This is a genomic window from Ureibacillus thermophilus, from assembly GCF_004331915.1.
Taxonomy (GTDB): domain Bacteria; phylum Bacillota; class Bacilli; order Bacillales_A; family Planococcaceae; genus Ureibacillus; species Ureibacillus thermophilus.
The window spans coordinates 2,866,149-2,892,096 of the sequence record NZ_CP036528.1 but is presented as its reverse complement, the minus strand read 5'-3'; the positions used below and the strand labels follow the sequence as shown (position 1 = coordinate 2,892,096).

Annotated in this window: 28 protein-coding genes, 15 tRNA genes, 1 rRNA gene, 1 pseudogene and 3 riboswitches; of the genes and pseudogenes, 36 read left to right on the top strand and 9 right to left on the bottom strand. The window is 40.0% G+C overall.

What is annotated here, in order from left to right; translation table 11 throughout:
- Positions 1–195: 195 nt before the first annotated feature.
- The 18 genes and pseudogenes from rrf (at position 196) to DKZ56_RS14585 (ending at position 3,647) form a co-directional block, all read left to right on the top strand.
- Positions 196–311, top strand: a 5S ribosomal RNA gene (gene rrf / locus DKZ56_RS14670).
- 16 nt (positions 312–327) lie between these two features.
- A tRNA-Asn gene (locus DKZ56_RS14665) sits at positions 328–402 on the top strand.
- A gap of 8 nt (positions 403–410) precedes the next feature.
- Positions 411–503 (top strand) — tRNA-Ser (locus tag DKZ56_RS14660).
- A gap of 12 nt (positions 504–515) precedes the next feature.
- A tRNA-Glu gene (locus DKZ56_RS14655) sits at positions 516–590 on the top strand.
- Positions 591–593: 3 nt separating this feature from the next.
- A tRNA-Val gene (locus DKZ56_RS14650) sits at positions 594–666 on the top strand.
- A gap of 25 nt (positions 667–691) precedes the next feature.
- Positions 692–768, top strand: a tRNA-Met gene (locus DKZ56_RS14645).
- 6 nt (positions 769–774) lie between these two features.
- A tRNA-Asp gene (locus DKZ56_RS14640) sits at positions 775–850 on the top strand.
- Positions 851–858: 8 nt separating this feature from the next.
- Positions 859–934 (top strand) — tRNA-Phe (locus tag DKZ56_RS14635).
- A gap of 14 nt (positions 935–948) precedes the next feature.
- Positions 949–1,024: transfer RNA gene (locus DKZ56_RS14630), tRNA-Thr, on the top strand.
- A 7-nt stretch (positions 1,025–1,031) separates the two neighbouring features.
- Positions 1,032–1,116, top strand: a tRNA-Tyr gene (locus DKZ56_RS14625).
- 11 nt (positions 1,117–1,127) lie between these two features.
- Positions 1,128–1,201: transfer RNA gene (locus tag DKZ56_RS14620), tRNA-Trp, on the top strand.
- Positions 1,202–1,223: 22 nt separating this feature from the next.
- A tRNA-His gene (locus DKZ56_RS14615) sits at positions 1,224–1,299 on the top strand.
- A 62-nt stretch (positions 1,300–1,361) separates the two neighbouring features.
- Positions 1,362–1,436: transfer RNA gene (locus DKZ56_RS14610), tRNA-Gln, on the top strand.
- Positions 1,437–1,445: 9 nt separating this feature from the next.
- A tRNA-Gly gene (locus tag DKZ56_RS14605) sits at positions 1,446–1,520 on the top strand.
- A 7-nt stretch (positions 1,521–1,527) separates the two neighbouring features.
- Positions 1,528–1,601: transfer RNA gene (locus DKZ56_RS14600), tRNA-Cys, on the top strand.
- 36 nt (positions 1,602–1,637) lie between these two features.
- Positions 1,638–1,720: transfer RNA gene (locus tag DKZ56_RS14595), tRNA-Leu, on the top strand.
- 226 nt (positions 1,721–1,946) lie between these two features.
- Positions 1,947–2,647, top strand: a pseudogene (locus DKZ56_RS14590) (metal-binding protein ZinT).
- 340 nt (positions 2,648–2,987) lie between these two features.
- Entirely contained in the window at positions 2,988–3,647 is a 660-nt protein-coding gene (locus tag DKZ56_RS14585; RefSeq protein ID WP_208650618.1) for a FusB/FusC family EF-G-binding protein, read from the top strand.
- A gap of 137 nt (positions 3,648–3,784) precedes the next feature.
- Here the strand turns inward: DKZ56_RS14585 and DKZ56_RS14580 are convergent, their stop codons facing one another.
- Together DKZ56_RS14580 and DKZ56_RS14575 are read right to left on the bottom strand one after the other, a co-directional pair.
- Positions 3,785–4,531, bottom strand: coding sequence for a PP-loop family protein (locus DKZ56_RS14580; protein ID WP_208650617.1), 747 nt, complete (start codon positions 4,529–4,531; stop codon positions 3,785–3,787).
- Positions 4,532–4,645: 114 nt separating this feature from the next.
- Entirely contained in the window at positions 4,646–5,320 is a 675-nt protein-coding gene (locus DKZ56_RS14575) for an HNH endonuclease (RefSeq protein WP_208650616.1), read from the bottom strand.
- Positions 5,321–5,444: 124 nt separating this feature from the next.
- Here DKZ56_RS14575 and DKZ56_RS14570 point away from each other — a divergent pair, with 124 nt between their 5' ends.
- The 4 genes from DKZ56_RS14570 (at position 5,445) to DKZ56_RS14555 (ending at position 10,015) form a co-directional block, all read left to right on the top strand.
- Positions 5,445–6,479 carry a tetratricopeptide repeat protein gene (locus DKZ56_RS14570; RefSeq protein WP_208650615.1) on the top strand — a complete coding sequence of 345 codons (1,035 nt, stop codon included), beginning with the start codon at positions 5,445–5,447 and terminating at the stop codon, positions 6,477–6,479.
- Positions 6,480–6,537: 58 nt separating this feature from the next.
- Positions 6,538–7,917, top strand: a complete 1,380-nt coding sequence (locus DKZ56_RS14565) for a M20/M25/M40 family metallo-hydrolase (RefSeq protein WP_245989511.1) — start codon at positions 6,538–6,540, stop codon at positions 7,915–7,917.
- Positions 7,918–8,137: 220 nt separating this feature from the next.
- The gene (locus DKZ56_RS14560; protein ID WP_208650614.1) at positions 8,138–9,031 is read left to right on the top strand and encodes a 3-hydroxyacyl-CoA dehydrogenase; all 894 of its coding nucleotides are present in this window, start codon (positions 8,138–8,140) and stop codon (positions 9,029–9,031) included.
- A 156-nt stretch (positions 9,032–9,187) separates the two neighbouring features.
- On the top strand, positions 9,188–10,015 hold the full coding sequence (locus DKZ56_RS14555; protein ID WP_208650613.1) for an MBL fold metallo-hydrolase: 828 nt from the start codon (positions 9,188–9,190) through the stop codon (positions 10,013–10,015).
- 203 nt (positions 10,016–10,218) lie between these two features.
- Here DKZ56_RS14555 and DKZ56_RS14550 read toward each other — a convergent pair whose 3' ends face one another.
- From DKZ56_RS14550 to DKZ56_RS14535, 4 genes are all read right to left on the bottom strand, one after another.
- On the bottom strand, positions 10,219–11,025 hold the full coding sequence (locus DKZ56_RS14550) for an enoyl-CoA hydratase/isomerase family protein (protein WP_208650612.1): 807 nt from the start codon (positions 11,023–11,025) through the stop codon (positions 10,219–10,221).
- A 12-nt stretch (positions 11,026–11,037) separates the two neighbouring features.
- The gene (locus DKZ56_RS14545; RefSeq protein WP_208650611.1) at positions 11,038–12,081 is read right to left on the bottom strand and encodes an acyl-CoA dehydrogenase family protein; all 1,044 of its coding nucleotides are present in this window, start codon (positions 12,079–12,081) and stop codon (positions 11,038–11,040) included.
- On the bottom strand, positions 12,078–13,232 hold the full coding sequence (locus tag DKZ56_RS14540) for an acyl-CoA dehydrogenase family protein (RefSeq protein ID WP_208650610.1): 1,155 nt from the start codon (positions 13,230–13,232) through the stop codon (positions 12,078–12,080). Before DKZ56_RS14540 ends, DKZ56_RS14545 begins: the two co-directional genes overlap by 4 nt.
- Before the next feature lie 102 nt (positions 13,233–13,334).
- Positions 13,335–13,679, bottom strand: a complete 345-nt coding sequence (locus DKZ56_RS14535) for a hypothetical protein (protein WP_208650609.1) — start codon at positions 13,677–13,679, stop codon at positions 13,335–13,337.
- A 184-nt stretch (positions 13,680–13,863) separates the two neighbouring features.
- On the opposite strand from DKZ56_RS14535, the gene DKZ56_RS14530 reads away from it, so the two are divergent.
- Entirely contained in the window at positions 13,864–14,442 is a 579-nt protein-coding gene (locus DKZ56_RS14530) for a cupin domain-containing protein (protein WP_208650608.1), read from the top strand.
- Between the two features lie 77 nt (positions 14,443–14,519).
- On the opposite strand, the gene DKZ56_RS14525 is transcribed toward DKZ56_RS14530, so the two are convergent.
- Positions 14,520–15,518 carry a zinc-dependent alcohol dehydrogenase family protein gene (locus tag DKZ56_RS14525; protein ID WP_208650607.1) on the bottom strand — a complete coding sequence of 333 codons (999 nt, stop codon included), beginning with the start codon at positions 15,516–15,518 and terminating at the stop codon, positions 14,520–14,522.
- Positions 15,519–15,888: 370 nt separating this feature from the next.
- Positions 15,889–15,951: riboswitch (Fluoride riboswitch) on the top strand.
- 55 nt (positions 15,952–16,006) lie between these two features.
- Here DKZ56_RS14525 and crcB point away from each other — a divergent pair.
- The 10 genes from crcB to queE all read left to right on the top strand — a co-directional run bounded on the left by crcB (position 16,007) and on the right by queE (position 21,446).
- On the top strand, positions 16,007–16,366 hold the full coding sequence (crcB, locus tag DKZ56_RS14520; RefSeq protein WP_208650606.1) for a fluoride efflux transporter CrcB: 360 nt from the start codon (positions 16,007–16,009) through the stop codon (positions 16,364–16,366).
- A gap of 1 nt (position 16,367) precedes the next feature.
- Complete coding sequence (locus DKZ56_RS14515) at positions 16,368–16,721, top strand: fluoride efflux transporter FluC (protein ID WP_208650605.1); 354 nt, start codon at positions 16,368–16,370, stop codon at positions 16,719–16,721.
- Between the two features lie 16 nt (positions 16,722–16,737).
- The gene (locus tag DKZ56_RS14510) at positions 16,738–17,088 is read left to right on the top strand and encodes a DUF2200 domain-containing protein (RefSeq protein ID WP_208650604.1); all 351 of its coding nucleotides are present in this window, start codon (positions 16,738–16,740) and stop codon (positions 17,086–17,088) included.
- Positions 17,089–17,148: 60 nt separating this feature from the next.
- The gene (locus DKZ56_RS14505; RefSeq protein ID WP_208650603.1) at positions 17,149–17,928 is read left to right on the top strand and encodes an alpha/beta fold hydrolase; all 780 of its coding nucleotides are present in this window, start codon (positions 17,149–17,151) and stop codon (positions 17,926–17,928) included.
- 212 nt (positions 17,929–18,140) lie between these two features.
- Positions 18,141–18,272 carry a DUF5412 family protein gene (locus DKZ56_RS14500; RefSeq protein ID WP_208650602.1) on the top strand — a complete coding sequence of 44 codons (132 nt, stop codon included), beginning with the start codon at positions 18,141–18,143 and terminating at the stop codon, positions 18,270–18,272.
- Positions 18,273–18,334: 62 nt separating this feature from the next.
- Complete coding sequence (locus DKZ56_RS14495; protein WP_208650601.1) at positions 18,335–18,715, top strand: hypothetical protein; 381 nt, start codon at positions 18,335–18,337, stop codon at positions 18,713–18,715.
- A gap of 139 nt (positions 18,716–18,854) precedes the next feature.
- A riboswitch (PreQ1 riboswitch) is annotated at positions 18,855–18,900 on the top strand.
- Positions 18,901–18,983: 83 nt separating this feature from the next.
- Positions 18,984–19,484 (top strand): preQ(1) synthase, encoded by a 501-nt coding sequence (gene queF / locus DKZ56_RS14490; protein WP_208650600.1) that lies wholly within the window; start codon positions 18,984–18,986, stop codon positions 19,482–19,484.
- Positions 19,485–19,489: 5 nt separating this feature from the next.
- Positions 19,490–19,533, top strand: a riboswitch (PreQ1 riboswitch).
- Positions 19,534–19,587: 54 nt separating this feature from the next.
- Positions 19,588–20,268: a 7-cyano-7-deazaguanine synthase QueC gene (gene queC, locus DKZ56_RS14485; protein ID WP_208650599.1), complete on the top strand. Its 681-nt coding sequence runs from the start codon at positions 19,588–19,590 to the stop codon at positions 20,266–20,268.
- Positions 20,255–20,725, top strand: a complete 471-nt coding sequence (gene queD, locus DKZ56_RS14480; protein WP_208650598.1) for a 6-carboxytetrahydropterin synthase QueD — start codon at positions 20,255–20,257, stop codon at positions 20,723–20,725. Before queC ends, queD begins: the two co-directional genes overlap by 14 nt.
- Entirely contained in the window at positions 20,718–21,446 is a 729-nt protein-coding gene (gene queE, locus DKZ56_RS14475) for a 7-carboxy-7-deazaguanine synthase QueE (protein ID WP_096552107.1), read from the top strand. Before queD ends, queE begins: the two co-directional genes overlap by 8 nt.
- A gap of 240 nt (positions 21,447–21,686) precedes the next feature.
- Here the strand turns inward: queE and adhP are convergent, their stop codons facing one another.
- Complete coding sequence (adhP, locus tag DKZ56_RS14470) at positions 21,687–22,703, bottom strand: alcohol dehydrogenase AdhP (RefSeq protein ID WP_208650597.1); 1,017 nt, start codon at positions 22,701–22,703, stop codon at positions 21,687–21,689.
- Positions 22,704–22,966: 263 nt separating this feature from the next.
- Positions 22,967–23,122 (bottom strand): hypothetical protein, encoded by a 156-nt coding sequence (locus DKZ56_RS14465; RefSeq protein ID WP_016838205.1) that lies wholly within the window; start codon positions 23,120–23,122, stop codon positions 22,967–22,969.
- A gap of 169 nt (positions 23,123–23,291) precedes the next feature.
- Between DKZ56_RS14465 and DKZ56_RS14460 the strand changes: the two genes are divergently transcribed.
- The 3 genes from DKZ56_RS14460 to DKZ56_RS14450 all read left to right on the top strand — a co-directional run bounded on the left by DKZ56_RS14460 (position 23,292) and on the right by DKZ56_RS14450 (position 25,791).
- On the top strand, positions 23,292–23,663 hold the full coding sequence (locus tag DKZ56_RS14460; protein ID WP_096552102.1) for a VOC family protein: 372 nt from the start codon (positions 23,292–23,294) through the stop codon (positions 23,661–23,663).
- A gap of 247 nt (positions 23,664–23,910) precedes the next feature.
- The gene (locus tag DKZ56_RS14455; RefSeq protein ID WP_208650596.1) at positions 23,911–24,597 is read left to right on the top strand and encodes a phosphoribosylaminoimidazolesuccinocarboxamide synthase; all 687 of its coding nucleotides are present in this window, start codon (positions 23,911–23,913) and stop codon (positions 24,595–24,597) included.
- 225 nt (positions 24,598–24,822) lie between these two features.
- Positions 24,823–25,791, top strand: coding sequence for an asparaginase (locus tag DKZ56_RS14450; RefSeq protein ID WP_208650595.1), 969 nt, complete (start codon positions 24,823–24,825; stop codon positions 25,789–25,791).
- Positions 25,792–25,948: the final 157 nt, after the last annotated feature.

Here is a 25,948-nt window from a genome sequence, read left to right as displayed (position 1 = left end):
GAGGTGGAAGCACGGTGACGTGTGGAGCTGACGGATACTAATCGATCGAGGACTTAACCAATATCCTTTCAATGTCGTTATCCAGTTTTGAGAGAACAACTCTCAAACATCAAAAAATATAAAAAAATATAAATTGATGCTTGTAAAAATAATAAAATGTGTTATAATAATATTTGTCTTTCGGTAAGAAATAAGCCTAGTGACGATGGCGAAGAGGTCACACCCGTTCCCATACCGAACACGGAAGTTAAGCTCTTCAGCGCCGATGGTAGTCGGGGGCTTCCCCCTGCGAGAGTAGGACGTTGCTAGGCTTACCAATAAAATTATTCCGAAGTAGCTCAGTGGTAGAGCAATCGGCTGTTAACCGATTGGTCGTAGGTTCGAATCCTACCTTCGGAGCCATGCTTCTTGGAGAGTTGTCCGAGTGGCTGAAGGAGCACGATTGGAAATCGTGTAGACGGGGATAACCTGTCTCAAGGGTTCAAATCCCTTACTCTCCGCCATAATTAAGGAATGGCCCCTTGGTCAAGTGGTTAAGACACCGCCCTTTCACGGCGGTAACACGGGTTCGAATCCCGTAGGGGTCACCAATTGGAGGATTAGCTCAGCTGGGAGAGCATCTGCCTTACAAGCAGAGGGTCGGCGGTTCGATCCCGTCATCCTCCATACTATTGATAATGTATATTATTATCGCGGGGTAGAGCAGTCTGGTAGCTCGTCGGGCTCATAACCCGGAGGTCGCAGGTTCAAATCCTGCCCCCGCAACCAAAGAGTGGTCCCGTAGTGTAGTGGTTAACATGCCTGCCTGTCACGCAGGAGATCGCGGGTTCGAGTCCCGTCGGGACCGCCATAAAAGATGGGTCGGTAGCTCAGTCGGTAGAGCAGAGGACTGAAAATCCTCGTGTCGGCGGTTCGATTCCGCCCCAACCCACCATATAAATTAATGATGCCGGTGTAGCTCAATTGGTAGAGCAACTGACTTGTAATCAGTAGGTTGAGGGTTCGATTCCTTTCGCCGGCACCATAATTCCGGAGGGGTAGCGAAGTGGCTAAACGCGACGGACTGTAAATCCGTTCCCTTTGGGTTCGGCGGTTCGAATCCGCCCCCCTCCACCATTTATGATAACAGGGGCATAGTTTAATGGTAGAACAAAGGTCTCCAAAACCTTCAGTGTGGGTTCGATTCCTACTGCCCCTGCCAATCAATAAAATATAGTATTTTGGCGACTGTGGCGAAGTGGTTAACGCACCGGATTGTGGCTCCGGCATTCGTGGGTTCGATTCCCATCAGTCGCCCCATAAATTAATAAAAAGGATTTAGAACGAATATAATTCTGTTTATTTTGTTAATACAGTATTATTGGGGTATAGCCAAGCGGTAAGGCAACGGATTTTGATTCCGTCATGCCCAGGTTCGAATCCTGGTACCCCAGCCATTTGAGAATGCGGAAGTAGTTCAGTGGTAGAACACCACCTTGCCAAGGTGGGGGTCGCGGGTTCGAGTCCCGTCTTCCGCTCCATATTTTTGGCGGCTTAGCCAAGTGGTAAGGCACGGGTCTGCAACACCCTTATCACCGGTTCGAATCCGGTAGCCGCCTCCAAATCAAATAAGCATTGTTTTGATGTTTTATTATTATGCCGATGTGGCGGAATTGGCAGACGCGCACGACTCAAAATCGTGTTCCCAAAAGGAGTGTGGGTTCGACTCCCACCATCGGCATTGAAAATAGGGAAAAGGCTTTAGGGACAAGGGTTCTCATTAAAATGAGGACTCTTTTTTTATTTTGGATAGATAATATCACTTATTTATGAGCTGCAAGAAAAAAACAAATAGTAATCGTTACGATTTATATTGACTAATGAATGAAAACATAGTATATTCGTTAAGGTGTAAATAGTAATCATTACTATTTATAAAACAATATAGAAAAAGAGGGGTTATATTAATGAAAAAGCAATTTGCAACAACAATGGTTTTATTAGGAATGATTCTCGCGGGCTGTCAAGAAAATGAAAATGCTTCTTCAGAAACGACGACTTCTTCGCAAACTGAATTTACAGAGAGCCATGAACACAATCATGAATATGGTCACAATGCTGAAAAACAGAAAGAAATTTACTCCGGAATTTTTGAAGATGATGAAGTGGAAGACAGGGAATTGTCGGACTGGGAAGGAGATTGGCAATCTGTTTATCCTTATTTATTGGATGGAACCTTGGACGAGGTTTTGAAGAAAAAAGCGGAAACAAAGAAAGACAAGACTTTTGAAGAATACAAAGAATATTATAAAATCGGCTATGAAACAGACGTTGAACGAATTGTCATAAAGGATGATACAATAACATTTTATCGAAATGGGGAGGGGAAAACAGGAAAATATAAATATCATGGTTACGAAATACTGACATATGAAGCTGGAAATAGAGGTGTTCGTTACTTATTTGATTTGGTAGACGGTGAAGAAGGGGTTCCAAAACATGTTCAATTCAGTGATCACAATATTTATCCAACCAAATCACATCATTTCCATATTTACTTTGGGGATGCAGATCATGCAACATTGTTAAAAGAATTGGAAAATTGGCCAACATACTATTTCTCTCATTAAGCGGAGAAGAAATTGCGGAAGAAATGATGGCGCATTAATTATATCAGCTCTCTATAGCAACCTAATTTCTAGGTTTCTATTAGGGAGAAAAAGAAGGATAGTGTGATGTGACGTATATTTTCTAAAAACCATATATTCTGAACTTCATAAAAAAATCCTTCAAAGTATTGTATAATATGATTGATTGGAGGTGATAGCAAATGGCAGATATGAAGATTTATCCGCCAGAAATTGGAGCTTCCCATGCAAAGTCTGTTACTGAAATGGCGATACTTTGCATGGGTGGATTTTAAATAAATCGCCTATGAACTGAATGATCCCATTTCTGAAACAGCTTTGCAAAAATTCTTTAAATAATAAGAAAAGGAGCTGTCAGGAATGGAAAACAAAAATACAGAAATGAATTTAAAACCTTTTATTCGAAATGATCAATTCAATTTTATTAAATTTGAACTAAAAAACATTATTTCAGCACATTTATCGGTTAAAGACAAAGAAACGCTGGATGCTTTGAAATTATATGCATTCGATAAGATTCAAAACTTGTTCCCCGATTTAAATGAAGAACAAAGTGAACGATTATATAAAATCATCGACATTGAAGAGGAAACACAAGCAAAGCATTTTCTTCATGAATTGAAACAATATGTTATTCCGTTTGCGAATCTCACGGAAAATGCAATAAGAAAACTCTTTCCAAAAATAGGGAAATTAAAAGTTCCTCCATTAGTAGAAATGGATTGCAGGGAAATTTCCTATTTAGGCTGGAATGATGTCGGATTAGGAAGAAAGTTTCTTGTAGTCGAATATGACGGCAAATTGATGGGAATCGAAGGAACTTTTAAAGAGTCACATAAAGGCATATGTTCTATATGCAATAGATTGGAAGAAATCGGTCTATTTGTCGCAAATGTGAAAAGCGGAAAAGAATCTTATGTCAATAGAGGAAATTATATTTGCAAAAACAGCGTAAAATGTAATCAAAATATCACTTCATTGGATAAACTGAATAGTTTTATTGAAGTTTTAAAGAAATAAAGGAAAGGGGCTGTCTAAAAAGTCCATTTTAGTTGAAAATCCGCCAAAATTAAAACCCAAAGAATGTTGATTTTACAGCATTCTTTGGGTTTGCTTTTTTTAGATTTCGGGATTAAATACTACTTTTCGGACAGCCCCTATTTTTCCACATTCCAAAAATCCGCTTCATCCACATTTTTCACAGCATGCAAAAAGTTTTGGCGCACGTTTGGGTATTTTTCGCTTAACGCTTTGACGAGTTCTTTCATCTCTTCCCGCTTCGTGTTTTTATCCGCAGGGCAAGGGTTATGTATAATAGGGATTTCTTTCGCTTTGACGAATTGAATGATGGATTGCTCTTCAATGGCAATCATCGGGCGAATCAATGTAATGTCCAAACGGCTCATATAGGATACCGGTTTAAACACGCCCAATTTTCCTCCAAACAGAAGATTTATAAAAAAGGTTTCAATGCCGTCATCTAAATGGTGGCCGTAAGCAACTAGATTGCAGCCAAGGGATTTTGCGTAATCATATAAAATTCCCCTGCGCAAGTTGGCACATAAGGAACAAGGGTTTTTTTCCCGGCGGATGTCAAACACGATTTGGCTGATGTTGGTTTCTTTAATATGCAGCTCATGTCCGAGGCTTTCCACATAGTTTTTTAGCGGCGATAGATCCATTCCTTCAAAGCCGAGCGTCAAGGTAACAGGAACAATATCAAATTGGAAAGGAGCCTGTTGCTTGAGCAGTGTGAGAAGATAAAGCAAAGTGGAGCTGTCCTTTCCCCCAGATAAGCCAACCGCCACTCGATCTCCTTCTTCAATCATATTGTATTCCATAATCGTTTTCCGAAAGGGTTTGTAAAGGCGTTTGTTTTCGGAGTTTGAAATTTTTAATACCATTGCAGACACCTTCTGTTTAGGATATGTTTTCTAAAAAATTATAAAATATGGTTCGAACAATTTGAAGGACTCGAGAAGGTTTGTATTGCTAATTTAAAGAACGCTTTGTCACGGTTAACGATTTTCACTTCCGCCGCCCCATAAAAATCGCCCGCCGGTATGAGCCGTATGGTTATGTATGTCTTCATCCACTAGCTGCAAAACACCGGGTTCTTCGTTATGATGCCAGACATAACCATCTGGAGTTTCACCATTAGCAAACATTTCAATATCGGACTGGGAAAGGTGCAAGTCATTGGCTAAGCTTGGATTGTCCAAAATGGCTTGATACAATGTGTAATTGGCGATGCTAAAATGCACATCATCGCTTTCCAGATAGTAATCTTCCGGAAGTTCCACACTAAATTTGGATTCAAAAATCGGGAAGACCCCTTCCTTCACTTCACCATCAGGCAGTTCCACCGTTTTATCTTCAAAAGGCACCCCAGTTTCTGGATGCTCCGTGCCATTTAAATGATCGTTGATGGTATCGATTTCTTGCGCCTCTGCTAGATCAGCACCATCCAATAAAACAACAACTCCAATGGCAAGGGTAGAAACCGCTGCGACTTTTCCTATATTTTTTAAACCTTGTATTGTTTGAGTCTTGTCTCCACTTACAATTCCCTGATAAGTAGTAGAAGCATTATGGACAGTGTATTTTACCGAATTGACAACGCCTTTTACAGTTTTGCCAGTGGATTCTTTTAAGTCGTTGAATCCCTTTTCTTTATAATAGACATCTATCAAAATACATGAACTGTAAAAGATATAGTATTATTTTATTAGGGGGAATTTTCCTAGTCAATTATCTTTTGGAAACTACTTATTACCTTAAAGAACTGACACAATCCTGTTTTGAAGGGAATGGATAATGTTGTTCAGAGAATTTGAGAACCACTCTATTGAAGATTTACTTGATATTGAACAAGTGCTATTGGAGAAAAGAGCAGAGGATGAACCAGGGGCGAATAACCGGTTGCATCATTTATATAAAATACTGCTGAAAAAAATAAGAAGAAATAAAGAATATCGACATTTGGAACCGTACATAACTAAACGGTTTATTAAGCATTTAATTTGGTTTGGAACTTATATGAAAAGCTCTGTGGAAAAATCAGAAAAGGAAGCAGAACGTTACTTTCATTTAGCTCTAAAGGAAGAGCCACATATTCCTATTGCTCATTACCGTTTAGGATTTTTAGCGTATAAAAGAAAGGATTATGTGCAAGCCTTACAGCATTTTGAAAAGGCTATTCAATTAAATGAAGGGGAAGTTGAGCCAGATTATCAGTTAAATGAGATTCAACATTACTATGCCCATTTGTATTTGACGAACAGTGCGCTATTCATCGCGAAAAATGCCCAAGATTCCATCATGAACATAAAAAATAAACCCTTCCATCAACTTCCAAATTATGAAATTTCACCATTCTATGAAATAATTGCTTCTAATAATGAAGAATATTTAACGCAAAATGCTTATACCGTTGTTTCAAAAGAAGGAAAACGCTATTGCACAAAGGAAGAGGCAGAAAACTTGCAAGATACTGCGGGCATGTTAATTTGCTATTTTGGCGACAGGGAAATTGCAGCAATTTTCAATGGCGAATACGTGAAACTGACCAATCAACAAGCAGAGCTGCTTCGATATCTTTTGATATATGGAACAGAAAAGCATCCAATCACTAAATTTGATGTGGCAGATATATTTACTAGAAAAAATCCAAATTTCGAATTGAAAAATAATACATTTACAAAAGCGATTCAAAGACTGAAAGAAAAATTGGAAAACATTCATTTCCCAATTGGGATGATTCAGAATAAACAGGCGGGATACTACTTTGCTGATGAAATAGACTATCTTATCATCCACCGTACAGATGAGGATTTCTTTTTGAAAGAATGACAGGTCTGTCACCCTCCTTTTTATATCATAAATACATCAAAGCAAAGGAGTGGTGATGATGTTGAAAACTTGGAATCAATTATTCACAAGAAGCGGCTGGATTTTAGAGGAACAAGGGAAAAATACATTTGATTGCAAAAAGGAAACGGAAGAAAATCTTCAATTTTTGCAAGCCTGTTTAGAAAAAGCGGATGTACAGTATGTTTTAAAAAATCGGGAATTAATGATTGTTCAAGAATTGATGGATGAATCCAATTGGATAAGAGCAGTTGAAAAGGCGGCAAAAGAACGAAGAGACCCATCTTATTACTTCAACCCGGAATACGACGAACTGGAAATTTGTCATTTGGATTTATATATGATGGGAACTGTCCGTCAATTAAACCGTTTGGGGTTTTCTACAACCTTGTCATGTGACGGCCATGACAGAAGATTTCCTATTATTTGTTTGATGAAAGATATTGACATCGACCTGCTAACAAGCATTTTGCGGCTATTTGGCATTCCTCGCGTGTCTTATTATGAAATGCGAAACCATTATAAATTATCCCTTCGCATCAAACGCTCTCAACTTTTAGACTTGGCTGAACAGTTAAGCAATCTACATTCAGAATGGTTGGAGCAAGGAATTGAATATATTGAGCGACAATTATTAAATCAAGAAATTGAACAATGCCTTTCAATTCCGGGCTCAAGCGGGGAAGAGGATGTTATTCGCAAAGTGGTGCGAGAAAAAATGAAACCGTATGTGGATTACATCTCGGTTGACCACTACGGCAATTTGTTGGCAGAAAAGACATACGGAAACGGCAATGGACCAACCATTCTTTTAAATGCTCATTTAGATACGGTTTGTGAAATAGAACCTGGTAGAACGATTCAAAAGAACGGAACGATTTGGACTTCCAGCGAGGGAATTTTAGGAGCGGATGACCGGGCAGGCGTAGCGTTAATAGTAATGATTGCAAAACATCTGAATCAATCTGATTTTTGTGGAAAAGTAAAATTTATTTTTACCGTGGAAGAAGAAATCGGATTGGTTGGGGCTCGGCATGTCGACGAATATTTCTTGTGGGGTGTTGATGCAGCGATTGTTTTAGATCGGCGTGGAAATTCTGATATTGTAACTTCTTCCGGAGGAATCATCCCATTCTGTAATTCGCAATATGGATTATTTTTTGAACAAGTCACGAAAGAAATCGGCTTAGTCGGATGGGCTTGCAGGGAAGGCGGAAGCAGTGACACGGTCGTTTGGGCAAGCCATGGCATTGAAAGCGTAAATCTTTCAGTAGGATATGGCAATGAGCATACAGCCAAAGAATTTTTAGATGTTCAGGCTACTTACCAAACTTATATTTTGTTAAAAAGGATTTTCCAAAAAGGAAGAGAATTGCGCAGAACTTTGCGGAATATTTCAACGATGCGTTGCGCACAATAAGGATATTGAAAAGAAGAGACTTTGTTCTGCTTGGCAGAATGAAGTTTTTTTTATGGAGGAATTGTTACCTATACTTTATGTTTAAAATTTTTTCAGAAAGCATTTTTTGTGAAAAACCTTGAAGTTTATACATTTTATGAACCTTATCTACTAACCATATTTTTCAAAAAATTATAGGTGTAAAATAATAGTAGATTCCTTAAGAAACGGAGGCATACTTATGAACATTAAACAAGTGACAGTAGCTGGCGGAGGAGTATTAGGAAGCCAAATTGCATTTCAGACAGCGTTTTCGGGATTTCCGGTCAATCTTTATGACATTAGTGACGAAGCTTTAGTGAAAGCAAAAGAAAAAATTCGCGCATGGCAAGAAGCATATAAGAAAGATTTAGGGGCTACTCAGGAAGATGTGGAAAAAGCCTACAATAACTTAACTTTCTATACAGATTTAGAAAAAGCGGTGAAAGGATCGGACCTTGTCATTGAAGCGGTGCCGGAAGTGTACGATATTAAAGCAGACTTTTATAAAAAACTTTCTGAAGTGGCGGATGAAAAGACCATCTTCGCTTCCAATTCTTCTACGATGTTGCCAAGCCAATTTGCTGACATTTCCGGAAGACCTGAAAAATTTTTGAATTTGCATTTTGCCAATGAAATTTGGAAGCACAATACAGCCGAAATTATGAAACATGAAGGCACAGACGAAAAAGTATTTGAAGAAATCATTGAATTTGCCAAAGCCATTGGCATGGTTCCACTGCCATTGTATAAAGAACAGCCAGGTTACATTTTAAATTCCTTGCTCGTTCCGTTCTTGGATGCTGCGCAAAAATTAGTGGTAAATGGAATTGCCGATCCTTATACAGTGGATAAAACATGGATGATTGCAACGGGTGCCCCTCAAGGTCCATTTGCGATTCTGGATGTGATTGGCATTAACACTCCTTACAATTTGTGCCTTGCCAGAGCAAAAGCAGGAGACAAGGAAGCGGAGAAAATCGCCGAATATTTGAAAAAAGAATTCCTTGATAAAGGACGCTTAGGTGTCCAAAACGGCAAAGGATTCTATGACTATCCAAATCCGAAATACCTTGATCCGGACTTCTTAAAATAAAATAGATTTATTGGAAAAAGGGGAAATTCAGTTCTCCTTTTTCTTGTGGAAAGCACCTCCTCTGTAATTCTTCATTTTATTTTGCAGGGAGGTGTGATTTTATTTGTTTTGTGATTACAATAGAGAATAAGTAGACAATGCAATGAGGAGAAAACCATGATCCAATACAAAGATGATCACCTCACCGTATTCGAAAGCCAACTTTATAAAACCACCTCCTCCGTCATCCAAACGGAAGATTGCATGATCGTCGTTGATCCGTGTTTGCTTCCTTTTGAAGTGGATCAAATTCGGGAGTATGTCATGAGCATTAAAGGAAATCGTCCAATCTATCTCATTATTACCCATTCGGATTGGGATCATATAGTGGGGGCTGGGGCGTTTCCAGAAGCGATGGTCATTGCCAGTACCGCCTTCGAAGAGAAAAATCCAGATGACATGATTGAACAAGTGAAAGCCTTTGATGATGAATATTATATCGATCGCAAAACACCATTAATTTATCCGAAAGTGGATATAGCTGTGGAGAAGGATGGACAGCAGCTGAAAATTGGCAATACATTGCTCACTTTTTATGAAGCGAAAGGCCATACGGATGATGGCATATTTGCCATTGTAGAGCCTCTTGGGATTTGGATTGCAGGGGATTATTTATCCAATATTGAATTCCCGTTTATTTATTCAAGTTCAAAGGATTACATAAATACTTTGGAAAAAACGGAAACCATTTTGGCAAATCATCGAATGAATATCATGATTCCGGGGCATGGACATGCAGCTTGCAGCAGAGAGGAAATCATAAAAAGGAAAAATGATAGTCTTCTTTATATCATCAGTTTGAAAAAAGCCATCCAGTCCAATGCAGAACATGAGCATTTGATTGCACAATATCCATATCCAAGAAGTTTGAAAAAGTGCCATAAGGAGAATGTGCAGTTTTTAAAGAAGGAAATGGGGGAAGGATTGGTGCGGATAAAGTGCTAATTCGTGCGGATGAGGCAACATTTGGTGCGCTTACCTTCCTAATTCGTGCGGATGAAGAAACATTTGGTGCGCTTACCTCCTTAATTCGTGCGGATGAGGCAATATTTCGTGCAGATACAACCACATCCCTACTTTGTAAGAATACCTTCCCATTTTCACGAAAATGCTCCCTACCAAGTTACTGATAGGGAGCATCTAAATTGTTATTGATATTTAGGTTTCCTTTTATTAACTACTGCATCGACGCCTTCTTTAAAATCATCCAATTCCGTCACGATGGCCATTTGAGAGGAAATATAATCAAGGGCAGAGCGCAAGTCCATTTTCTGACTTTGATAAACGGCCCGTTTTATAAAACGAATTGCGGTTTGAGGCCCGTTTGCTAATTTTTCAGCATAGGAGCGGGTAAATGAATCCAATTCCTCATCTTCAACTACAAAAGTAACAAGCCCTATTTCTTTTGCCTCCGCAGCGGTAAGCATCCGTGCCGTCCATAACAAATCCAGCGCCTTGTCGATGCCAACGAGTTTCGGCAAGTAATAAGCCCCTCCATCCCCTGGCACGATCGCTACATTAATATAGCTTTCAGAAACCTTTGCGGATTTTGCGGCTATCCGGATATCGCACATAAGCGCCATATCTAACCCTGCCCCCATGGCAAAACCGTGAATTTGGGCAATGACTGGTTTATCAATTTCCTCAAGAAGCAATGGAATCCGTTGAATTTTCTTCCATAATGAATTTTTTCGAGCGAGTCCTGTGGAAGTGATATCCTCTTTGCTTCGATAAAATCCTTCGCCTGCTTGCATGGCCTTAATGTCCCCACCTGCACAAAAGGCTTTGCCGTTTCCTTTTACAATGACCACTCGTATGGAATCATCATCCCGCACCGTTTCAAATGCTTCAATCCATTTCATAATCATTTCTTCGCTGAAGGCGTTGTAACTTTCCGGTCGGTTCAAAGTAATGGTTGCAATATGGTTATCCACTTCAAACAGCAAGTCCGGCATGGAATCTCTCCCTTATTTTTTTCCTATGGTTTTTGTAAGATATGCCCATAAATCCACATCATGCTTCAGTAAATAATCGGCAATGTAGTTGCTCCAAAATGGACTGTTCCTTCCTTCATCTCGCCAAGACCATAAACGACGCGTATATTGATGCAATGTATACTCATGGGTCATCCCTATGGCTGCATGAATTTGATGGGCAACAGATGTAATAGTCGTGATGGCGTCTTCTATGCGGATGCGGGCAAAAGCAATTTCATGCAAGAAATCCTTTGATTGAATTGCAGCACAAACATTATGAAAGGCAGTGATGGCAATAGCTGTTTCCCCGGCTAACTGGGCGAGATGCTGCTGCACTAATTGGAAGCGGTGAATAGGACGGCCAAACTGCTCTCTTTTTTTGGAATATTGAACCGTGATTTCATAAATTCTTTCAATAGCGCCTGTCATTAATGCAATTTTGAAGGCGGTTTCAATAGAAAGGGTATAAAATAATTGTTCTTCGGATAGAGGAGCGATGGAAATCGGTTTTACCTTATCCAAAATAATTGTATCCCGCGGCTCGCTGGCTAAATTATTGCTATGTTCAATGGTTGCCTTTTGCAAGTCAATCAAGGCAATTTGTGTTCCTTGAAAGCTGTCGACACGGGCAACTAAATAATCAGCATGTCTTGCCCATCGAACATTGTGCAATGAACCGGAAATAAGGTCATTTTGTAAATGGAATCCTTCTTTTAAAGAGTAAGTTGCAATGTTTTTGACAATTGCCTGATTCGTTGCTTCAAGGAGAAAATTTGCAAAAGTGGATTCTGCATATGGCATTGGGGCGGCGTATTTTCCAGTCAATCTCACAATATGCAATAAATCTTCTAAATCGCCTCCAGCTCCTCCGTGTTTTTCAGAAATGGCAACGTTAAACATGCCGGTTTCTTCAAATAAAGCCCAAATGCCCCTTGCCCAATCATCCCGTTCCAACAAATCCACAACATCTTTGGAGATGTTTTCTTTCAACATGCGTCCAGCTGCATCTAAAATCATTTCTTTCATTTCGCTCATTTTTCTACCATCCCTTTCGCCACCATGCCATAAAGAATTTCCGTTGTGCCCCCTCTAATCGTAAAGCTTGGTGCATGCAAGATTGCCTGTGCCATATAGCGGTCGAATTTTCTTTTTGCCTCAAGGTTTGGATAAGTTTCAACTAACAACCGTGCAATTTCAGGAATGCTTTGTTCAAACTTTGTACCGATTGCTTTGACTAAAGAGGCAGGAATGGCGACATCCTCAGCATTGCCGGATTCCAATAATTTCGCAACGCCAATAGATAAATTTCTCAGCGCCCATAATTGGGCAAGAAGCTTCGTTGCTTGCTTTAACCCGTCTTTATTTTTTTGATGCTTTAATTCTTTTATCAATTCTTCCAGCAAGAGGTATGTGCTCAAAATGCGTTCCGGTCCGCTTCGTTCAAAGGCAAGTTCCGCCAATCCCTGCTCCCATCCGTTTCCAGTTTCTCCAACGACCATATTGTCCGGTACAAACACATTATCAAAAAAGACTTCGTTAAAATGATATTCGCCCGATAAAAATTTAATAGGAACGATGGTTACCCCTTCAGCATTCAAATCGATAATCAGCTGGCTTAATCCCGAGTGTTTCTTTTTCTCATCGTATGGGCTTGTACGGACAAGCGCCACCATATAATGGCAGACGTGGGCATTGCTTGTCCAGATTTTCTGGCCATTCACAATCCAACCACCTTCGACTTTTTCGGCTTTCGTGCGGATGGACGCCAAATCGGAACCGCTGTTTGGTTCACTTAATCCAATGGCAAAATAGCATTCTCCCTTTGCAATTTTTGGCAGGAAAAATTGTTTTTGTTCTTCCGTTCCATAACGAAGAAGCAAAGGCCCTGTCTGGCGGTCTGCAAACCAGTGAGCTGCCACTGGTGCACCAGCAGCTAAAAATTCTTCTGTTAAAATATATCGGTCAAGGGTGCTTCGTTCTTGACCTCCGTATTTTTTTGGCCAAGTCAGTCCAATCCAGCCCTTTTCTCCAATAAGCTTGGAAAAGGAGGGATCCACGCCGCTTAACCAAGAATCGATGGCAGGGGTGAATGTTCCTTTTGTAATATGCGCTTGCAGGAAATTTCGCACTTCTAAACGAAAGGCTTCCTGCTCCTCTGTAAACTGCACAGTTGGCAATTGAAACATGACATCATCTCCCTTCTTATACCGTATTATGGGAATTTTTAATATTAGTACAATTCTAATGATAGTTTCTTAGCAGAGTCAATCAAAAGATGAATTATGCTATTATTTTATTCCGTTTGATGTCTTTTGTTTTAGATGATAAGAAGTTTTTATTTTAAGATAATCAAAAGTTTTTTCGTTTAATAGAAGGAATGGGAAACAAAAAAGGGTATCTAATCCCTTTAGATCCCCCTCTACTAAATAAACATATTCAAGAAGTTTAACTGCACTTTCCGTTTGGGATTTAATCAAATTGTTGTAGTTATTGAATAAACTTTCTTTGTACTGATTGATTTGTTGTTCGTTTGAATGAATAGAATTGATAGTGTTTGAAAAAATGAAACTGGCTATAACGAGTAACAGCAATATACCAAAAATTAACAAAAGTGTTGTTCTAATTTTTTTCATGTATTCCCCCAATATTTTTACTTTGAAGTAATTTGATTGTTTTCTTGCTAACACGCTAATGTGAAGGTATTTGGTTTTAATGAAGGGAATTTTAAGAAACTGTGAAGAATGCCTAGGGGATGGAAGTGAATTTTCATAATATCTAGAATAGATGTTTATAATAAGAAAATGGAAGGATGTGACAATGTACTTTTTTCATAATCCCTACCCATTTGGCTCTCCTTATTATCCAAACTATTATATGAATCGACCTGTTGAAAATATGTATACTGATCCAAATTTTTATAATCAATGGACGCATCCAAACGGAAATAATCAGTGGATTCATCCATATTTTGAGCATTCATCAACACAAGACCGCGGCCCTGCACCTTTTGTGGTAAATATTGAAGAGGCTGCAGAGCAAAACAAAACATACCGTACAGCTTTATGGACTGGAAATTATTTGCAAGTCACATTGATGAGCCTTCAGCCAGGAGAAGATATAGGTTTAGAAATTCATCCACATACGGATCAATTTTTGCGCATTGAACAAGGTGAAGGTATTGTCGAGATGGGGAGAACTCCAAACAATTTGAATTATCGTAGAAAAGTGAAAGAAGATTCTGCTATTATGGTACCTGCTGGAACATGGCATAATGTAGTGAATACTGGAAAAGGCCCGTTAAAATTATATTCCATTTATGCACCGCCGCATCATCCACACGGTACGATTCATCGGACAAAAGCAGATGCCCAAGCGCATGAAGCAAATCATTTTTAAAGTGAAAGAAAAGTATTAAATTTAAAATAAATAAACGCTCACAAACCGTTGCTTCAACAACGATTGTGAGCGTTTATTTACCATTTATTAACTAAAACGACTTTACCAATGGCTTTTCCAGATTCTAAATGTTCATGGGCTTTGGAGATTTCATCAAAAGTAAAGATGTTTGAATCTAGAAGCGGGCGGAGTTTGCCTTCCTCAACGATGTTTGTAACTTTTTCTAAAATTTGTCCATATTCCTTTCTCATTTCTTTCTCCAACATTTTTAATAACATAAATATGACATGAAGAGTCAATCCTTTTGAATGTAGCAGCGTCAAGTCATGGGTTGAACGGGCAGCAATGGCAAGCACGGTTCCAAGGGGCGCAGCTGCTTCAAAGGAACGGTCTAAATTTTCTCCACCAACTGTATCAAATACGATTTCAAACCCTTTACCATTTGTATATTTTTGTAAATACTCTTGAACGCTTTCTTCAAGGTAATTGATTGTTACGTCTGCACCAAGGCGTCGGCCGATTTCTAGCTTTTCTTTGGAAGAGGCGGTTGTATAAACTGTTGCTCCAGCCCATTTAGCTAATTGAATTGCCACATGGCCCACACCGCCAGCTGCAGCATGAATTAGGATATTTTGTCCAGAAGTCAAGTTGCCGCGAGTGAACATTGCTTCCCAAGCGGTAATCGCAACGAGCGGTAAAGCGGCGGCTTCTTCCATTGTTAGATTTTTAGGTTTATAGGCCAGTAAATCTGCATCGGCCAGCATATATTCCGCCAATGCCCCGCCTGCCATTCCTTTAAATCCGCCGGCACAGCCGTATACTTCATCCCCTACTTGAAATTTTGTCACTCCCTCTCCAACTGCCCGTACAATTCCAGCTACATCTCCATGTAAAACTGCTGGAAAATCTGGTGCAACCCCTTTCACGAAACCAGAACGCACTTTTGTATCAATTGGGTTGACGCTTGTCGCTTTCACTTCAATAAGAACGTGGCCTGGAATGACTTCAGGTGCAGGAATTTCTTGAATTTGAAAAACGGATGGATTGCCAAAAGCTTGTATCACTTGTGCTTTCATATTTCGCACTCCTTTTGTGAGAATAGTAGAGTTTTATGAAGATTCTTAATCATTTTATTCTGAAATGAGGGAAAAGACAAATTCAGCGGATTCGTTAGACCGGTACCAAAGGGGAGAGTTTATGAACTAAGGGGGAGTAAGAAGGAGTATCTTTGCCAAGTGGGGCCAAATGAGGCAGTATATGAACTGAAGGGAGGAGCAACTGAACCAATTGAGGTAGTATCCGAACTAAAGGAATAAGTAAACGCACCAAACGAGGTTGTATCCACATCAGATAAGGCAGTATTCACAAGTTACTCATATTAAAAATTTATCCTACATAAATAGTTGAAAATTAAATTCCATCATGTTATAAGTGAATTACCAATTCCGTACAATAGGTGATGGAGTTCACCTTTAACCGCCGATAGGTGCTGATGACTCCTGCTGGTGATATGGAACGCCCATGTCTTCAGCAGGGGTTTTTTTCATGAGAAGGAGGAAATCAAATGGTTTATCTATATGTGGGCATGGCAGGGGCGTGTGGTGCCATGTTGAGATATTTTATTGGAATAACATTGTTGACGGGGAGTTTATTTCCATGGGCCACACTTATTACTAATCTTGCAGGCAGTTTTTTATTGGCATGGCTTTCGACTTCATTATTTAAAAGAATCTCTATATCTCCAAGCGTTGCGATCGCCATTAGCACCGGTTTTGTTGGTTCATTCACAACCTTTTCCACACTTAGTGTCGAAACGATTCAACTTTTTGAGAATCAACATATTTTAGTAGGCGTAGTTTATATTTTGGCAAGCCTAGTGGGCGGATTGTTCATGAGCCGCTTGGGATTTAAGGGGGGGAAATAAAATGTGGATCAATTTTTTGTTCGTAGGAATCGGAGGCTTTGCAGGAGCCGTTTCCCGTTTTGCCATGAGTAAAGCATTCAATAAGAAAGTGTCTTTTCCCTTTGGAACGTTGACCGTAAATCTGCTAGGATCGTTCTTATTGGGGATGATCGTCGGGGCAAAAGTAAATGAAATGATTGCTTTACTTTTTGGGACAGGTTTTTTAGGGGCATTTACCACTTTCTCCACGATGAAATTAGAACTCACTCAGCTTTATTTAAAGAATAAAAAGAATTTCCTTTTGTACATAATTATTACCTACATAGGTGGAATAACTCTTACATTTTTTGGGTATTTAATAGGAATGATTTGTTAAGAAAAGGAGATTTATGATGAGAAACAATCGAATATATAAGATGAAATTTTCTGGAGTGTATCCTCTATATGTTCAGAAAGCGGAGAAAAAAGGACGCACTAAAGAGGAAGTGGATGAAATTATTCGTTGGCTAACGGGATATAGCCAAGAAGAGTTGGAGGCGCAACTAGAAAAAGAAGCGGATTTTGAAACGTTTTTTGCAGAAGCTCCCCAATTAAATCCGAACCGTTCTCTTATTAAAGGCGTTATTTGCGGAGTGCGGGTGGAGGAAATTGAAGAACCATTGATGCGGGAAATTCGCTATTTAGATAAACTGATTGACGAACTTGCAAAAGGAAAAGCCATGGAGAAAATTTTACGGAGCTAAACGGGTTTACTTCACCAATCATTTCAGCACTGAATATCCTATTCCGAAAGGAGGATATTCATGGGCTATTATGTTCCTGTGGATTCGGGTGTAAAATTATATGTGGAAGATATTAATCCATTTGGAAAGAAAACCATTGTCTTCTTGCACGGTTGGCCATTAAATCACAAACAGTTTGAATATCAGTTCAACGTGTTGCCGGCCCTCGGATACCGCTGCATTGGCATTGACTGGAGAGGGTACGGAAAGTCGGATAAACCTTTTGAAGGCTACGATTTTAACAGGTTGGCTGATGATGTGTTGGCCGTTGTGAAAGCACTGCAGCTTCAACATTTTGCATTAGTTGGCCATTCAACAGGAGGAGCTATTGCTATCCGCTATATGTCCCGCCACAATGGCTATGGAGTATCGAAACTTATCCTTGTTGCCAGCGCGGCTCCGGTCAGTTTTACGCAGGAAACGGGGCAAAGCTTCCTTGAACTAGCATACAATGACCGGGCAAAAATGATGCAAAAAGTCATTGATGGATTTTTCTTCCAATATATTACGAAAGAATTTTCCGATTGGTTTATGAACATGGGCATGGAAGCGGCCAGCTGGTCCACGATTGCTATTATTAATACATTAAGGGATGAAAAATTATATGCTGATTTATCGAAAATTCATGTTCCTACTTTAATCATCCACGGAATTCATGATAAGGTCATTCCCTTTGCCCAAACGCATGAACTAAGTGAACGCATTCCAAACTCCATCATTGTGCCATTTCAATATAGTGGACACGGAACCTTCTGGGAAGAGCGGAATAAATTCAATGAAGTATTGTGGCAATTCATTTAAAGCGAATTGGAACAAGTTTCTAATTTGCTTTTTTTATTTCAATATGGATAAAAATAAATCTTAATCAAACTTCTTCCAGCATCTAGCGTCACTCTAATTTAAAACTATATTTGTGGAGGGATAGCCACTGGAACTTGCCGCAGTAAAACCCGAAGTAAAGAAAAAAGTTCTAACTGTTTTTCTTTTTTGGTTCCTCCTTTTTGACGGGATTTTTGGCTACGGTATATATTGGCTCTTTTTTTGACTGGAGCCGGTTGAAGGACGAATTAATTGCCCAACCGATTTCTCCGGAAGGAACTTATGCGGTCAAAGCTTATTTATCTATGGGTGGGGCAACGGTGTAATAAGTCCTTGATTTTAACAGTTCTTCATGACAAAATATAAAAATAATAGGGGGTGAAATCATATGAGCAATGGAAAAACAGAGGAAATGTTAACACAGCTTATTCAAATTGTTGGCGCCATTCAATCAGAAATCCAAGGAATGAAAGCAGAAATCAAAGGAATGAAAGCAGAAATCCAAGGAATGAAAGCAGAAATCCAAGGAATGAAAGCAGAAATCCAAGGAATGAAAGCAGAAATTCAAGGAATCAAAGCAGAAATCAAAGAAATCAAAACAGAAATTCGCGAAATAAAAGAAAGACAAGACGAATATGAAATGAAAAACGAAGAGCGCTATGACGAATTAATGCGTGCCATCAATACCATCAAAGCCGACCAAGACTATATTTGGCAGAAAGCTGTTCGTAATGAAAGAGAAATAGACAAGCTCAAAAAACATTCATAATTCTTACATCCATGCTTCAGGTGCACACCCGTGAACCTGCTTATTTTTTATCTCCAACCTCCTCTTTTTCCTAAATCACCCCAAAAAACAAGTTGACTCATTTTCCAAACTTCTATACTATTAAATTGGCCCGACTAGCACGGGAGAGGTTCATAGCTTAACCCTCTATAAAAAACTATGAAACAACCAATTTCATGAGTTTTATAGAATTTATGGGTGTCCTCTCTTGTAAATGTTGGGAAACATTTTGCAAGGAGGTTTTTTTTTTATGTCTAGTCGCAAATTGGAAGATGGTCTCAAAGATTTAACCTTATTAGGAAATCAGAAAACGAATTATCCAACAAAGTATGCGCCGGAAGTGTTGGAAGCGGTGAATAATCTGCATTCTGATCGGGACTATTTTGTGAAGTTTAATTGTCCTGAGTTTACAAGCCTTTGTCCGCTTACTGGCCAGCCGGACTTTGCCACGATTTATATTTCCTATATTCCAGACAAAAAATTAGTCGAAAGCAAATCTCTCAAGTTATATTTATTCAGTTTCCGTAACCATGGGGATTTTCATGAAGACTGCGTAAATATCATAACGAATGATTTAATCAAATTGCTGGATCCAAGATATATTGAAGTATGGGGCAAATTCACGCCGCGCGGAGGCATCTCCATCGACCCATACTGCAACTACGGCAGACCTGGAACGAAATATGAAGAAATGGCAAATTATCGTTTAATGAATCATGATTTATATCCAGAAAAAGTGGATAATCGATAAATTGAATAACAGAGGTTCTTAGCTACCCTCTATAAAAAACTAAGAAGAAAACAGCATTTCCTTCTTAGGATGCTGTTTTTTTCTTTATAAAGGAGTGTCTTTAATGATATTAAAAGAAGAGAAAGCAATCGTCGTATTCAGCGGTGGACAAGACAGCACGACATGTTTGTTTTGGGCAAAAGAACAGTTTAAAGAAGTGGAAGCTGTGACGTTTGATTATGGTCAAAGACATCGATTGGAAATTGAATGTGCGAAGGAAATCGCAAAGGAAGTAGGAGTGAAGCATCACATTCTTGATATGTCCCTTTTAAATCAGCTAGCTCCAAACGCACTAACACGGGATGATATCGAAGTTGAGGAAGGGAAAGATGGCGAGCTTCCTTCTACCTTTGTGCCGGGGCGCAATTTGCTATTCCTTTCCTTTGCAGGGGTGTTAGCAAGCCAAGTAGGAGCAAAGCATATCGTAACAGGCGTATGTGAAACGGATTTTAGTGGCTATCCTGATTGCCGTGATGTTTTTATCAAATCGTTGAATGTAACAATGAATTTAGCGATGGATGATACGTTTGTCATTCATACGCCGCTCATGTGGTTAACGAAAGCACAAACATGGGAACTGGCAGACCAATTAGGTGTGCTTGATTTTGTACGAAACAATACATTGACTTGCTATAACGGAATCATTGCAGATGGCTGTGGAGAATGTCCAGCATGTAAGTTGAGAAAAAGAGGTCTTGATGAGTATTTACGTTCTAGAAAGGGTGCTTCACATGTTAGATTTTAGAATTGTTGATAAGCTTCAAAAACTAGATGAAGATATTCAAAGAGACCAATTGAGATATCACTCGAAGCGTGTGCTCGTCAGCAAGGAATTTACATTTGATGCCGCCCATCATTTGCATGCATATGAAGGGAAATGCAAAAACCTCCATGGGCATACGTACAAAGTAGTGCTTGGAGTAAGCGGATATCCGGATGATCGAGGGTTAGTTATTGATTTTGCTGACCTTAAAGACATTTGGAAAGAAAAAATTGAAATCTATTTGGACCACCGCTATTTAAATGAAACGTTGCCGCCAATGAATACAACAGCTGAGAATATGGTCGTTTGGATTTATGAAAAATTGGCGGAAGCGTTGCAGGAGAAAGGTTTTGACGGGGCGCGGGTAGAATTTATTCGACTCTATGAGACTCCTACAAGTTATGCAGAAGCTAGACGGGAGTGGATGGAAAGTGAGTAAAATTCCCGTTATGGAGATTTTTGGCCCTACCATTCAGGGAGAAGGGATGGTCATCGGGCAAAAGACGATGTTTGTTCGCACGGCAGGCTGTGACTACTCTTGTGAATGGTGCGACTCAGCCTTTACATGGGATGGCAGCGGTAAAGAGTTGATTCGGCAAATGACCGCAGAAGAAATTTGGACGGAATTGAAACGGCTTGGCGGAGACGGATTCTCTTTTGTAACGATCTCAGGCGGCAACCCGGCATTAATTCGGAATTTAGAAGGATTAGTGCGGATTTTAAAGGAGAATGGAATCCAAATTGGCGTCGAAACTCAAGGCTCTAGATGGCAAGATTGGCTGTACGATGTAAATCAAGTGACGATTTCCCCAAAACCGCCAAGTTCTGGGATGAAAACAGATTTTACTGTGCTTACTGAAATCATAGATAAGCTAAATGCCCGAAACGGCAACCAGCACATTTCATTGAAAGTCGTTGTATTTGATGAGGAAGATTATGAATATGCAAAAAAAGTACATTTAAGATATCCGACTATTCCATTTTTCTTACAGGTTGGCAATGATGACACAACTACAAAAGATCAAACGAAACTCGTTAGCCACTTACTGAAAAAATATGAAAGGCTCATTAACAAAGTAATGGCAGATGAGGAATTACAAAACGTGAAAGTACTGCCGCAACTCCATACCCTTGTGTGGGGGAATAAAAGAGGCGTGTAGGGGCCAGAAAGGACTTCTATAAAATTTGCGAAGATCCTGATAATCGCCGAATAGAGGAACATAATCGCCAAAGGAAAAAAACGTTTCTGCAGAACCCGATAATCGCCAACCAGGCAAGAATAATCGCCAAATCAACGAACATATTCGCCAACCAAAGAGGCAAACCGTCTTCTGACCGCCAAATTCTTCGAAATTTAAAAAGGAGCATGTCCAAAAGAGACTGCTCCTTCCTTTTATTTTTTAGTTCGTAAAATCGATCACCATTCGACCAGTGAACTTTCCTTGCTCCATTTCTTCCATAATATCATTGATTTCTTCAAGTTTTCGGAGGGTTACTCTAGGTACTACTTTTCCTTCAGCTGCAAATTGGAACGCTTCTTTCAAATCTTGGCGGGTACCGACGAGGGAACCGACCACTTGAATGCCGTCCAGCACAAGGCGAGGAATATCAAGATCCATTTTATCAACAGGCAAACCAACTGCAACAACCCGGGCGCCTGCTTTTACGACATCTACAGCCTGGTTGAATGGTGCTTTCGCCACAGCTGTCACAACGCAAGCGTCCAATCCTTTTCCATCTGTGATTTCAAGGACTTTTTCTTTCGGATTTTCTTTTAACGAATTCACCGTGACATCTGCTCCCATTTCTTTTGCAAAGGCCAATTTATCGTCATTAATATCGAATGCGACTACTCTTGCGCCAAATACATTTTTTGCATATTGGACAGCCAGGCTTCCTAAACCGCCAATGCCAAATACGCCAATCCATTGCCCAGGCCGGATATCCGACACTTTTACCGCTTTATATGTTGTCACTCCGGCGCATGTAATGGAAGTGGCAGCTGCCGGATCCAAGTTGTCAGGCACTTTTACCACATAATTGGCAACCACGATCGCCTGTTCCGCCATGGCTCCGTCAACCGTATAGCCGGCATTTTTTACATTTCGACACAACGTTTCTCTTCCCGTTGTGCAATACTCGCAATGGCCACAGCTTTCGTATAACCAAGGAATGGCTACCCGGTCGCCGACTTTTAAGGAAGTGACCCCTTCAGCCACTTCAACGACTTTTCCAACGCCTTCATGGCCAAGAACAACACCTGTGACATCCCCAAAATCCCCGTTTTTCACATGCAAATCTGTGTGGCAAACTCCGCAATATTCCATCTGCACCAAAGCTTCACCATGTTTAAGCGGACGTAATTGTTTGTCCACCACACTCACCGTTTTTTCTTTTGATACAACTGCAGCTTTCAATAATAATCCCCCTTTGTTTGAATTTCGTACATGGAAGCGTATCCATATACTTAAAAATAAAGATACTAGCAGAGAGTATGTTCAGCAATATAGGAAATACTACTATTTAATGTAAATAGATTTCCATTTTTCGACATAAAAAAAATAGGGAGATAAGCGCGGATTATATCTCTTTGTGAATAGTAAAATATGATTATCAAAATAAGTTTTATGGAGGACGAAAATACTACTGTTGAGTTACAAATCATCGTCTTTTGAAAAATTCATCTCTTTTCTGCAAACAATAAAAGCAATGTGGCCAATGGTCCCAATAAAAGCGAAATCAAGAACCAGTTCAATCCGGAGCGGTTTTTTCCTTGGGCAAGCCCTGCATTGATCAACGCCAAAGTGCCCCAACCAACAACATATTCATTTTCCATGATATCCTCCTCATTGATTTCTTTATATATATTATAAACCTAGAATCTAATCATGGTTATATTATATAGGAAAAAACCATATTTATAGGAAAATATTCAGTTTGAAAAATACTTAGCTAATCCATTTTTAAGGCATAATGAAATGAAAAAGCGTAAAAGGAGAATCTCGATGATCCAAATTGGAAAAATCACAATCTATGTTGAAGATCAGGAACAGGCAAAAGATTTTTGGATTAACAAAGTAGGGTTTGTATTGAAATTCGAACAGCCGATGGGGCCTGGGATGGCGTGGATTGAGGTGGGGCCTGAAAATGATTTTGCGACATTGGTGCTATACTCAAAAGCATTGATGAAGAAACAAAAACCGGAAAATGTCGCTCATCCAACCCTCCTTTTCAGCACACCGAACATTGAAGAAGCGTATGAGCGGTTGAAAAATAATGGCGTAAAGGTGGATGAACTACAAAAATTCCCTTATGGTTCGATGTTCACTTTCTATGACCAAGATGGAAATCAGTATTTGTTGAGAGAAGATAAATAATAATGTCAGCTAATCGTGCTATCTGGAGAGAAGGACTTTCCGGGTAGTCTTTTTATTTGATCCACGGCGGTAAAACGGTGTATGTCACAAGACAGCCGCTTTTAGATTCATCGGCCTCATCGCTATAATAATGAAGAAATTGTAATTAATAAAAGAGGCACTCTTGTCCGATAAACTTTGTTTGATTTATTATAAAGACAGCATCAGTTCTATCGATGAAAAGGCTAAAAGAAGAAGGAGACTTGACATGAAGCACATTTACACTGGTAAAACGAAAAATGTTTACGAATTGGAAGATGGCAACTATTTATTGGAATTCAAAGATGACGTAACAGGCGTTGACGGGGTATTTGACCCAGGTGCCAACACGGTGGGATTGACAATTGAAGGTGCCGGACTTGCAGGATTGAAATTGACGAAATATTTTTTCGAATTGCTTAATGAAAAAGGCATCCCAACGCATTTTATTGAAGCGGATATCGATAAAAAGACGATGAAAGTGAAACCGGCGGAAACATTCGGCAAAGGGTTGGAAGTGATTTGCCGCTTCCGTGCAGTGGGAAGTTTCTTACGTCGATATGGTTTATATGCACAAGAAGGGCAACCTCTTGATGCCTTTGTGGAAGTGACAATCAAAGACGATGAACGGGAAGACCCGCCAATCAGCGAAGATGCGTTGGACATGCTTGGCATTTTATCCAAAGCGGAATACAAAGTGTTAAAAGAACTTACACAAAAAATCGCCGGCATTGTAAAAGAAGAATTGGCGAAAAAAGGCATCGAACTTTACGATATTAAATTCGAATTCGGCCGTGATAAAGAAACGAATGAAATCATGTTGATCGACGAAATTTCCGGCGGCAACATGCGCGCCTACAAAAATGGCGAATATATCGAGCCGTTGGAATTGGAAAAATTGATTTTGGAAGGATAAGAAATAGGGAATGGAAGGAAAGAGTGAGTGGAGAAGATCATGGAGTGTTGCCATTCGCTCTTTTTTTGCATTTAAACCGGGAGAGAAAATGCAGCTTGATTTGAAATAATTCCCTTGGCAGCTGCAGGGGGTTTTTCTTTGGACGTGCGACAGTTGAAGTTCTTGTAACAATGGTTTATTTTGATAAATGAACGTTTATAAATTGAGAGTTTAGGAGTGCAAAAAATGAAAAAGAAAGTGGTTTTGATCAGTACGGGCGGCACGATTGCTAGCGGCGTGAATCCGGAAACGGGGCTCCTCACATCCGGCATGATGACGGGGGAAGATTTGGCCAAACAATGCGAATTGCCAACTTATATTGAATTAAATGTAGAAACCCTTTTTCATTTGCCAAGCAATGAAATGACCTTTGATCATTTAATTCAGTTAAAAGAAAAAATTGAGAAGGTGTTTGAGAATCAAGAAGTGGCAGGAGTGGTCGTGACCCACGGAACGGATACGCTGGAGGAAACGACGTATTTTCTGGATTTGACGATTGGAGACGAGCGGCCGGTTGTGGTCACAGGCGCCCAACGAAGCCCGGCCACGATCGGAACGGATGCCTTTTCCAACTTGCGCCAAGCCATCATTTTGGCTGCAAGTGATGAAGCGAGAAACTTGGGCGCGGTTGTGTTGTTCAACGAAAAGATTTTGCCTGCCCGCTATGTGAAGAAAAATCACGCCTCCAACGTGGACGGCTTCAACGCGCCGGGGTTCGGCCATTTGGGGTATGTGGATGAGGAAGAAGTCATCCTTTACGGGAAAGCGGTGAAAAGGGAAACTTATGAGCTGAAGTCCGAATTGCCTTATGTGGAAATCATCAAATGTTCATTGGGCTCCGATGGCCGCTTGATTAAGTATGCGGTGGAGACGGGAGCAAAAGGCATTGTCCTTGAAGCGTTCGGCCGAGGCCAAGTCCACCCGGCCGTTGCAGAACAAGTGCAATATGCCATTGAAAAAGGCGTCATCGTGGTGGTGACAACAAGCACGGCGGAAGGAAACGTCAAAGTGGTGTACGACACCCCAGGCACTGCCTACGACTTGCAAAAGAAAGGCGCCATCCTCGGCCGCGACTACGACAGCAAAAAAGCCCGCATGAAGCTGGCGGTGATGTTGGCTGCAGGGGTGGGGGATGTGAGGGGAAAATTTAGATAACAAAGAAGAGGATGTCTTGAAAGTCAAGAACTTTCAGGACACCTTTATTTTTAGAAACAATTATCTATTATCTTTCTTTTCCCCAGAAATGGTTGAAACAGGTTTTCTTCATCCTTTTTGCAAAGCGGATTCCTCAAAATGACTGTTCAAATATCGC

Excerpts from the sequence above, each read along its gene's own strand:
- DKZ56_RS14585 (WP_208650618.1), top strand. The coding sequence starts at position 2,988 with ATGGAAAACAAAAATACAGAAATGAATTTAAAACCTTTTATTCGAAAT.
- DKZ56_RS14580 (WP_208650617.1), bottom strand. The coding sequence starts at position 4,531 with ATGGTATTAAAAATTTCAAACTCCGAAAACAAACGCCTTTACAAACCC.
- DKZ56_RS14570 (WP_208650615.1), top strand. The coding sequence starts at position 5,445 with ATGTTGTTCAGAGAATTTGAGAACCACTCTATTGAAGATTTACTTGAT.
- DKZ56_RS14565 (WP_245989511.1), top strand. The coding sequence starts at position 6,538 with ATGTTGAAAACTTGGAATCAATTATTCACAAGAAGCGGCTGGATTTTA.
- DKZ56_RS14560 (WP_208650614.1), top strand. The coding sequence starts at position 8,138 with ATGAACATTAAACAAGTGACAGTAGCTGGCGGAGGAGTATTAGGAAGC.
- DKZ56_RS14555 (WP_208650613.1), top strand. The coding sequence starts at position 9,188 with ATGATCCAATACAAAGATGATCACCTCACCGTATTCGAAAGCCAACTT.
- DKZ56_RS14550 (WP_208650612.1), bottom strand. The coding sequence starts at position 11,025 with ATGCCGGACTTGCTGTTTGAAGTGGATAACCATATTGCAACCATTACT.
- DKZ56_RS14545 (WP_208650611.1), bottom strand. The coding sequence starts at position 12,081 with ATGAGCGAAATGAAAGAAATGATTTTAGATGCAGCTGGACGCATGTTG.
- DKZ56_RS14540 (WP_208650610.1), bottom strand. The coding sequence starts at position 13,232 with ATGTTTCAATTGCCAACTGTGCAGTTTACAGAGGAGCAGGAAGCCTTT.
- DKZ56_RS14535 (WP_208650609.1), bottom strand. The coding sequence starts at position 13,679 with ATGAAAAAAATTAGAACAACACTTTTGTTAATTTTTGGTATATTGCTG.
- DKZ56_RS14530 (WP_208650608.1), top strand. The coding sequence starts at position 13,864 with ATGTACTTTTTTCATAATCCCTACCCATTTGGCTCTCCTTATTATCCA.
- DKZ56_RS14525 (WP_208650607.1), bottom strand. The coding sequence starts at position 15,518 with ATGAAAGCACAAGTGATACAAGCTTTTGGCAATCCATCCGTTTTTCAA.
- crcB (WP_208650606.1), top strand. The coding sequence starts at position 16,007 with ATGGTTTATCTATATGTGGGCATGGCAGGGGCGTGTGGTGCCATGTTG.
- DKZ56_RS14515 (WP_208650605.1), top strand. The coding sequence starts at position 16,368 with ATGTGGATCAATTTTTTGTTCGTAGGAATCGGAGGCTTTGCAGGAGCC.
- DKZ56_RS14510 (WP_208650604.1), top strand. The coding sequence starts at position 16,738 with ATGAGAAACAATCGAATATATAAGATGAAATTTTCTGGAGTGTATCCT.
- DKZ56_RS14505 (WP_208650603.1), top strand. The coding sequence starts at position 17,149 with ATGGGCTATTATGTTCCTGTGGATTCGGGTGTAAAATTATATGTGGAA.
- DKZ56_RS14495 (WP_208650601.1), top strand. The coding sequence starts at position 18,335 with ATGAGCAATGGAAAAACAGAGGAAATGTTAACACAGCTTATTCAAATT.
- queF (WP_208650600.1), top strand. The coding sequence starts at position 18,984 with ATGTCTAGTCGCAAATTGGAAGATGGTCTCAAAGATTTAACCTTATTA.
- queC (WP_208650599.1), top strand. The coding sequence starts at position 19,588 with ATGATATTAAAAGAAGAGAAAGCAATCGTCGTATTCAGCGGTGGACAA.
- queD (WP_208650598.1), top strand. The coding sequence starts at position 20,255 with ATGTTAGATTTTAGAATTGTTGATAAGCTTCAAAAACTAGATGAAGAT.
- DKZ56_RS14465 (WP_016838205.1), bottom strand. The coding sequence starts at position 23,122 with ATGGAAAATGAATATGTTGTTGGTTGGGGCACTTTGGCGTTGATCAAT.
- DKZ56_RS14460 (WP_096552102.1), top strand. The coding sequence starts at position 23,292 with ATGATCCAAATTGGAAAAATCACAATCTATGTTGAAGATCAGGAACAG.
- DKZ56_RS14455 (WP_208650596.1), top strand. The coding sequence starts at position 23,911 with ATGAAGCACATTTACACTGGTAAAACGAAAAATGTTTACGAATTGGAA.
- DKZ56_RS14450 (WP_208650595.1), top strand. The coding sequence starts at position 24,823 with ATGAAAAAGAAAGTGGTTTTGATCAGTACGGGCGGCACGATTGCTAGC.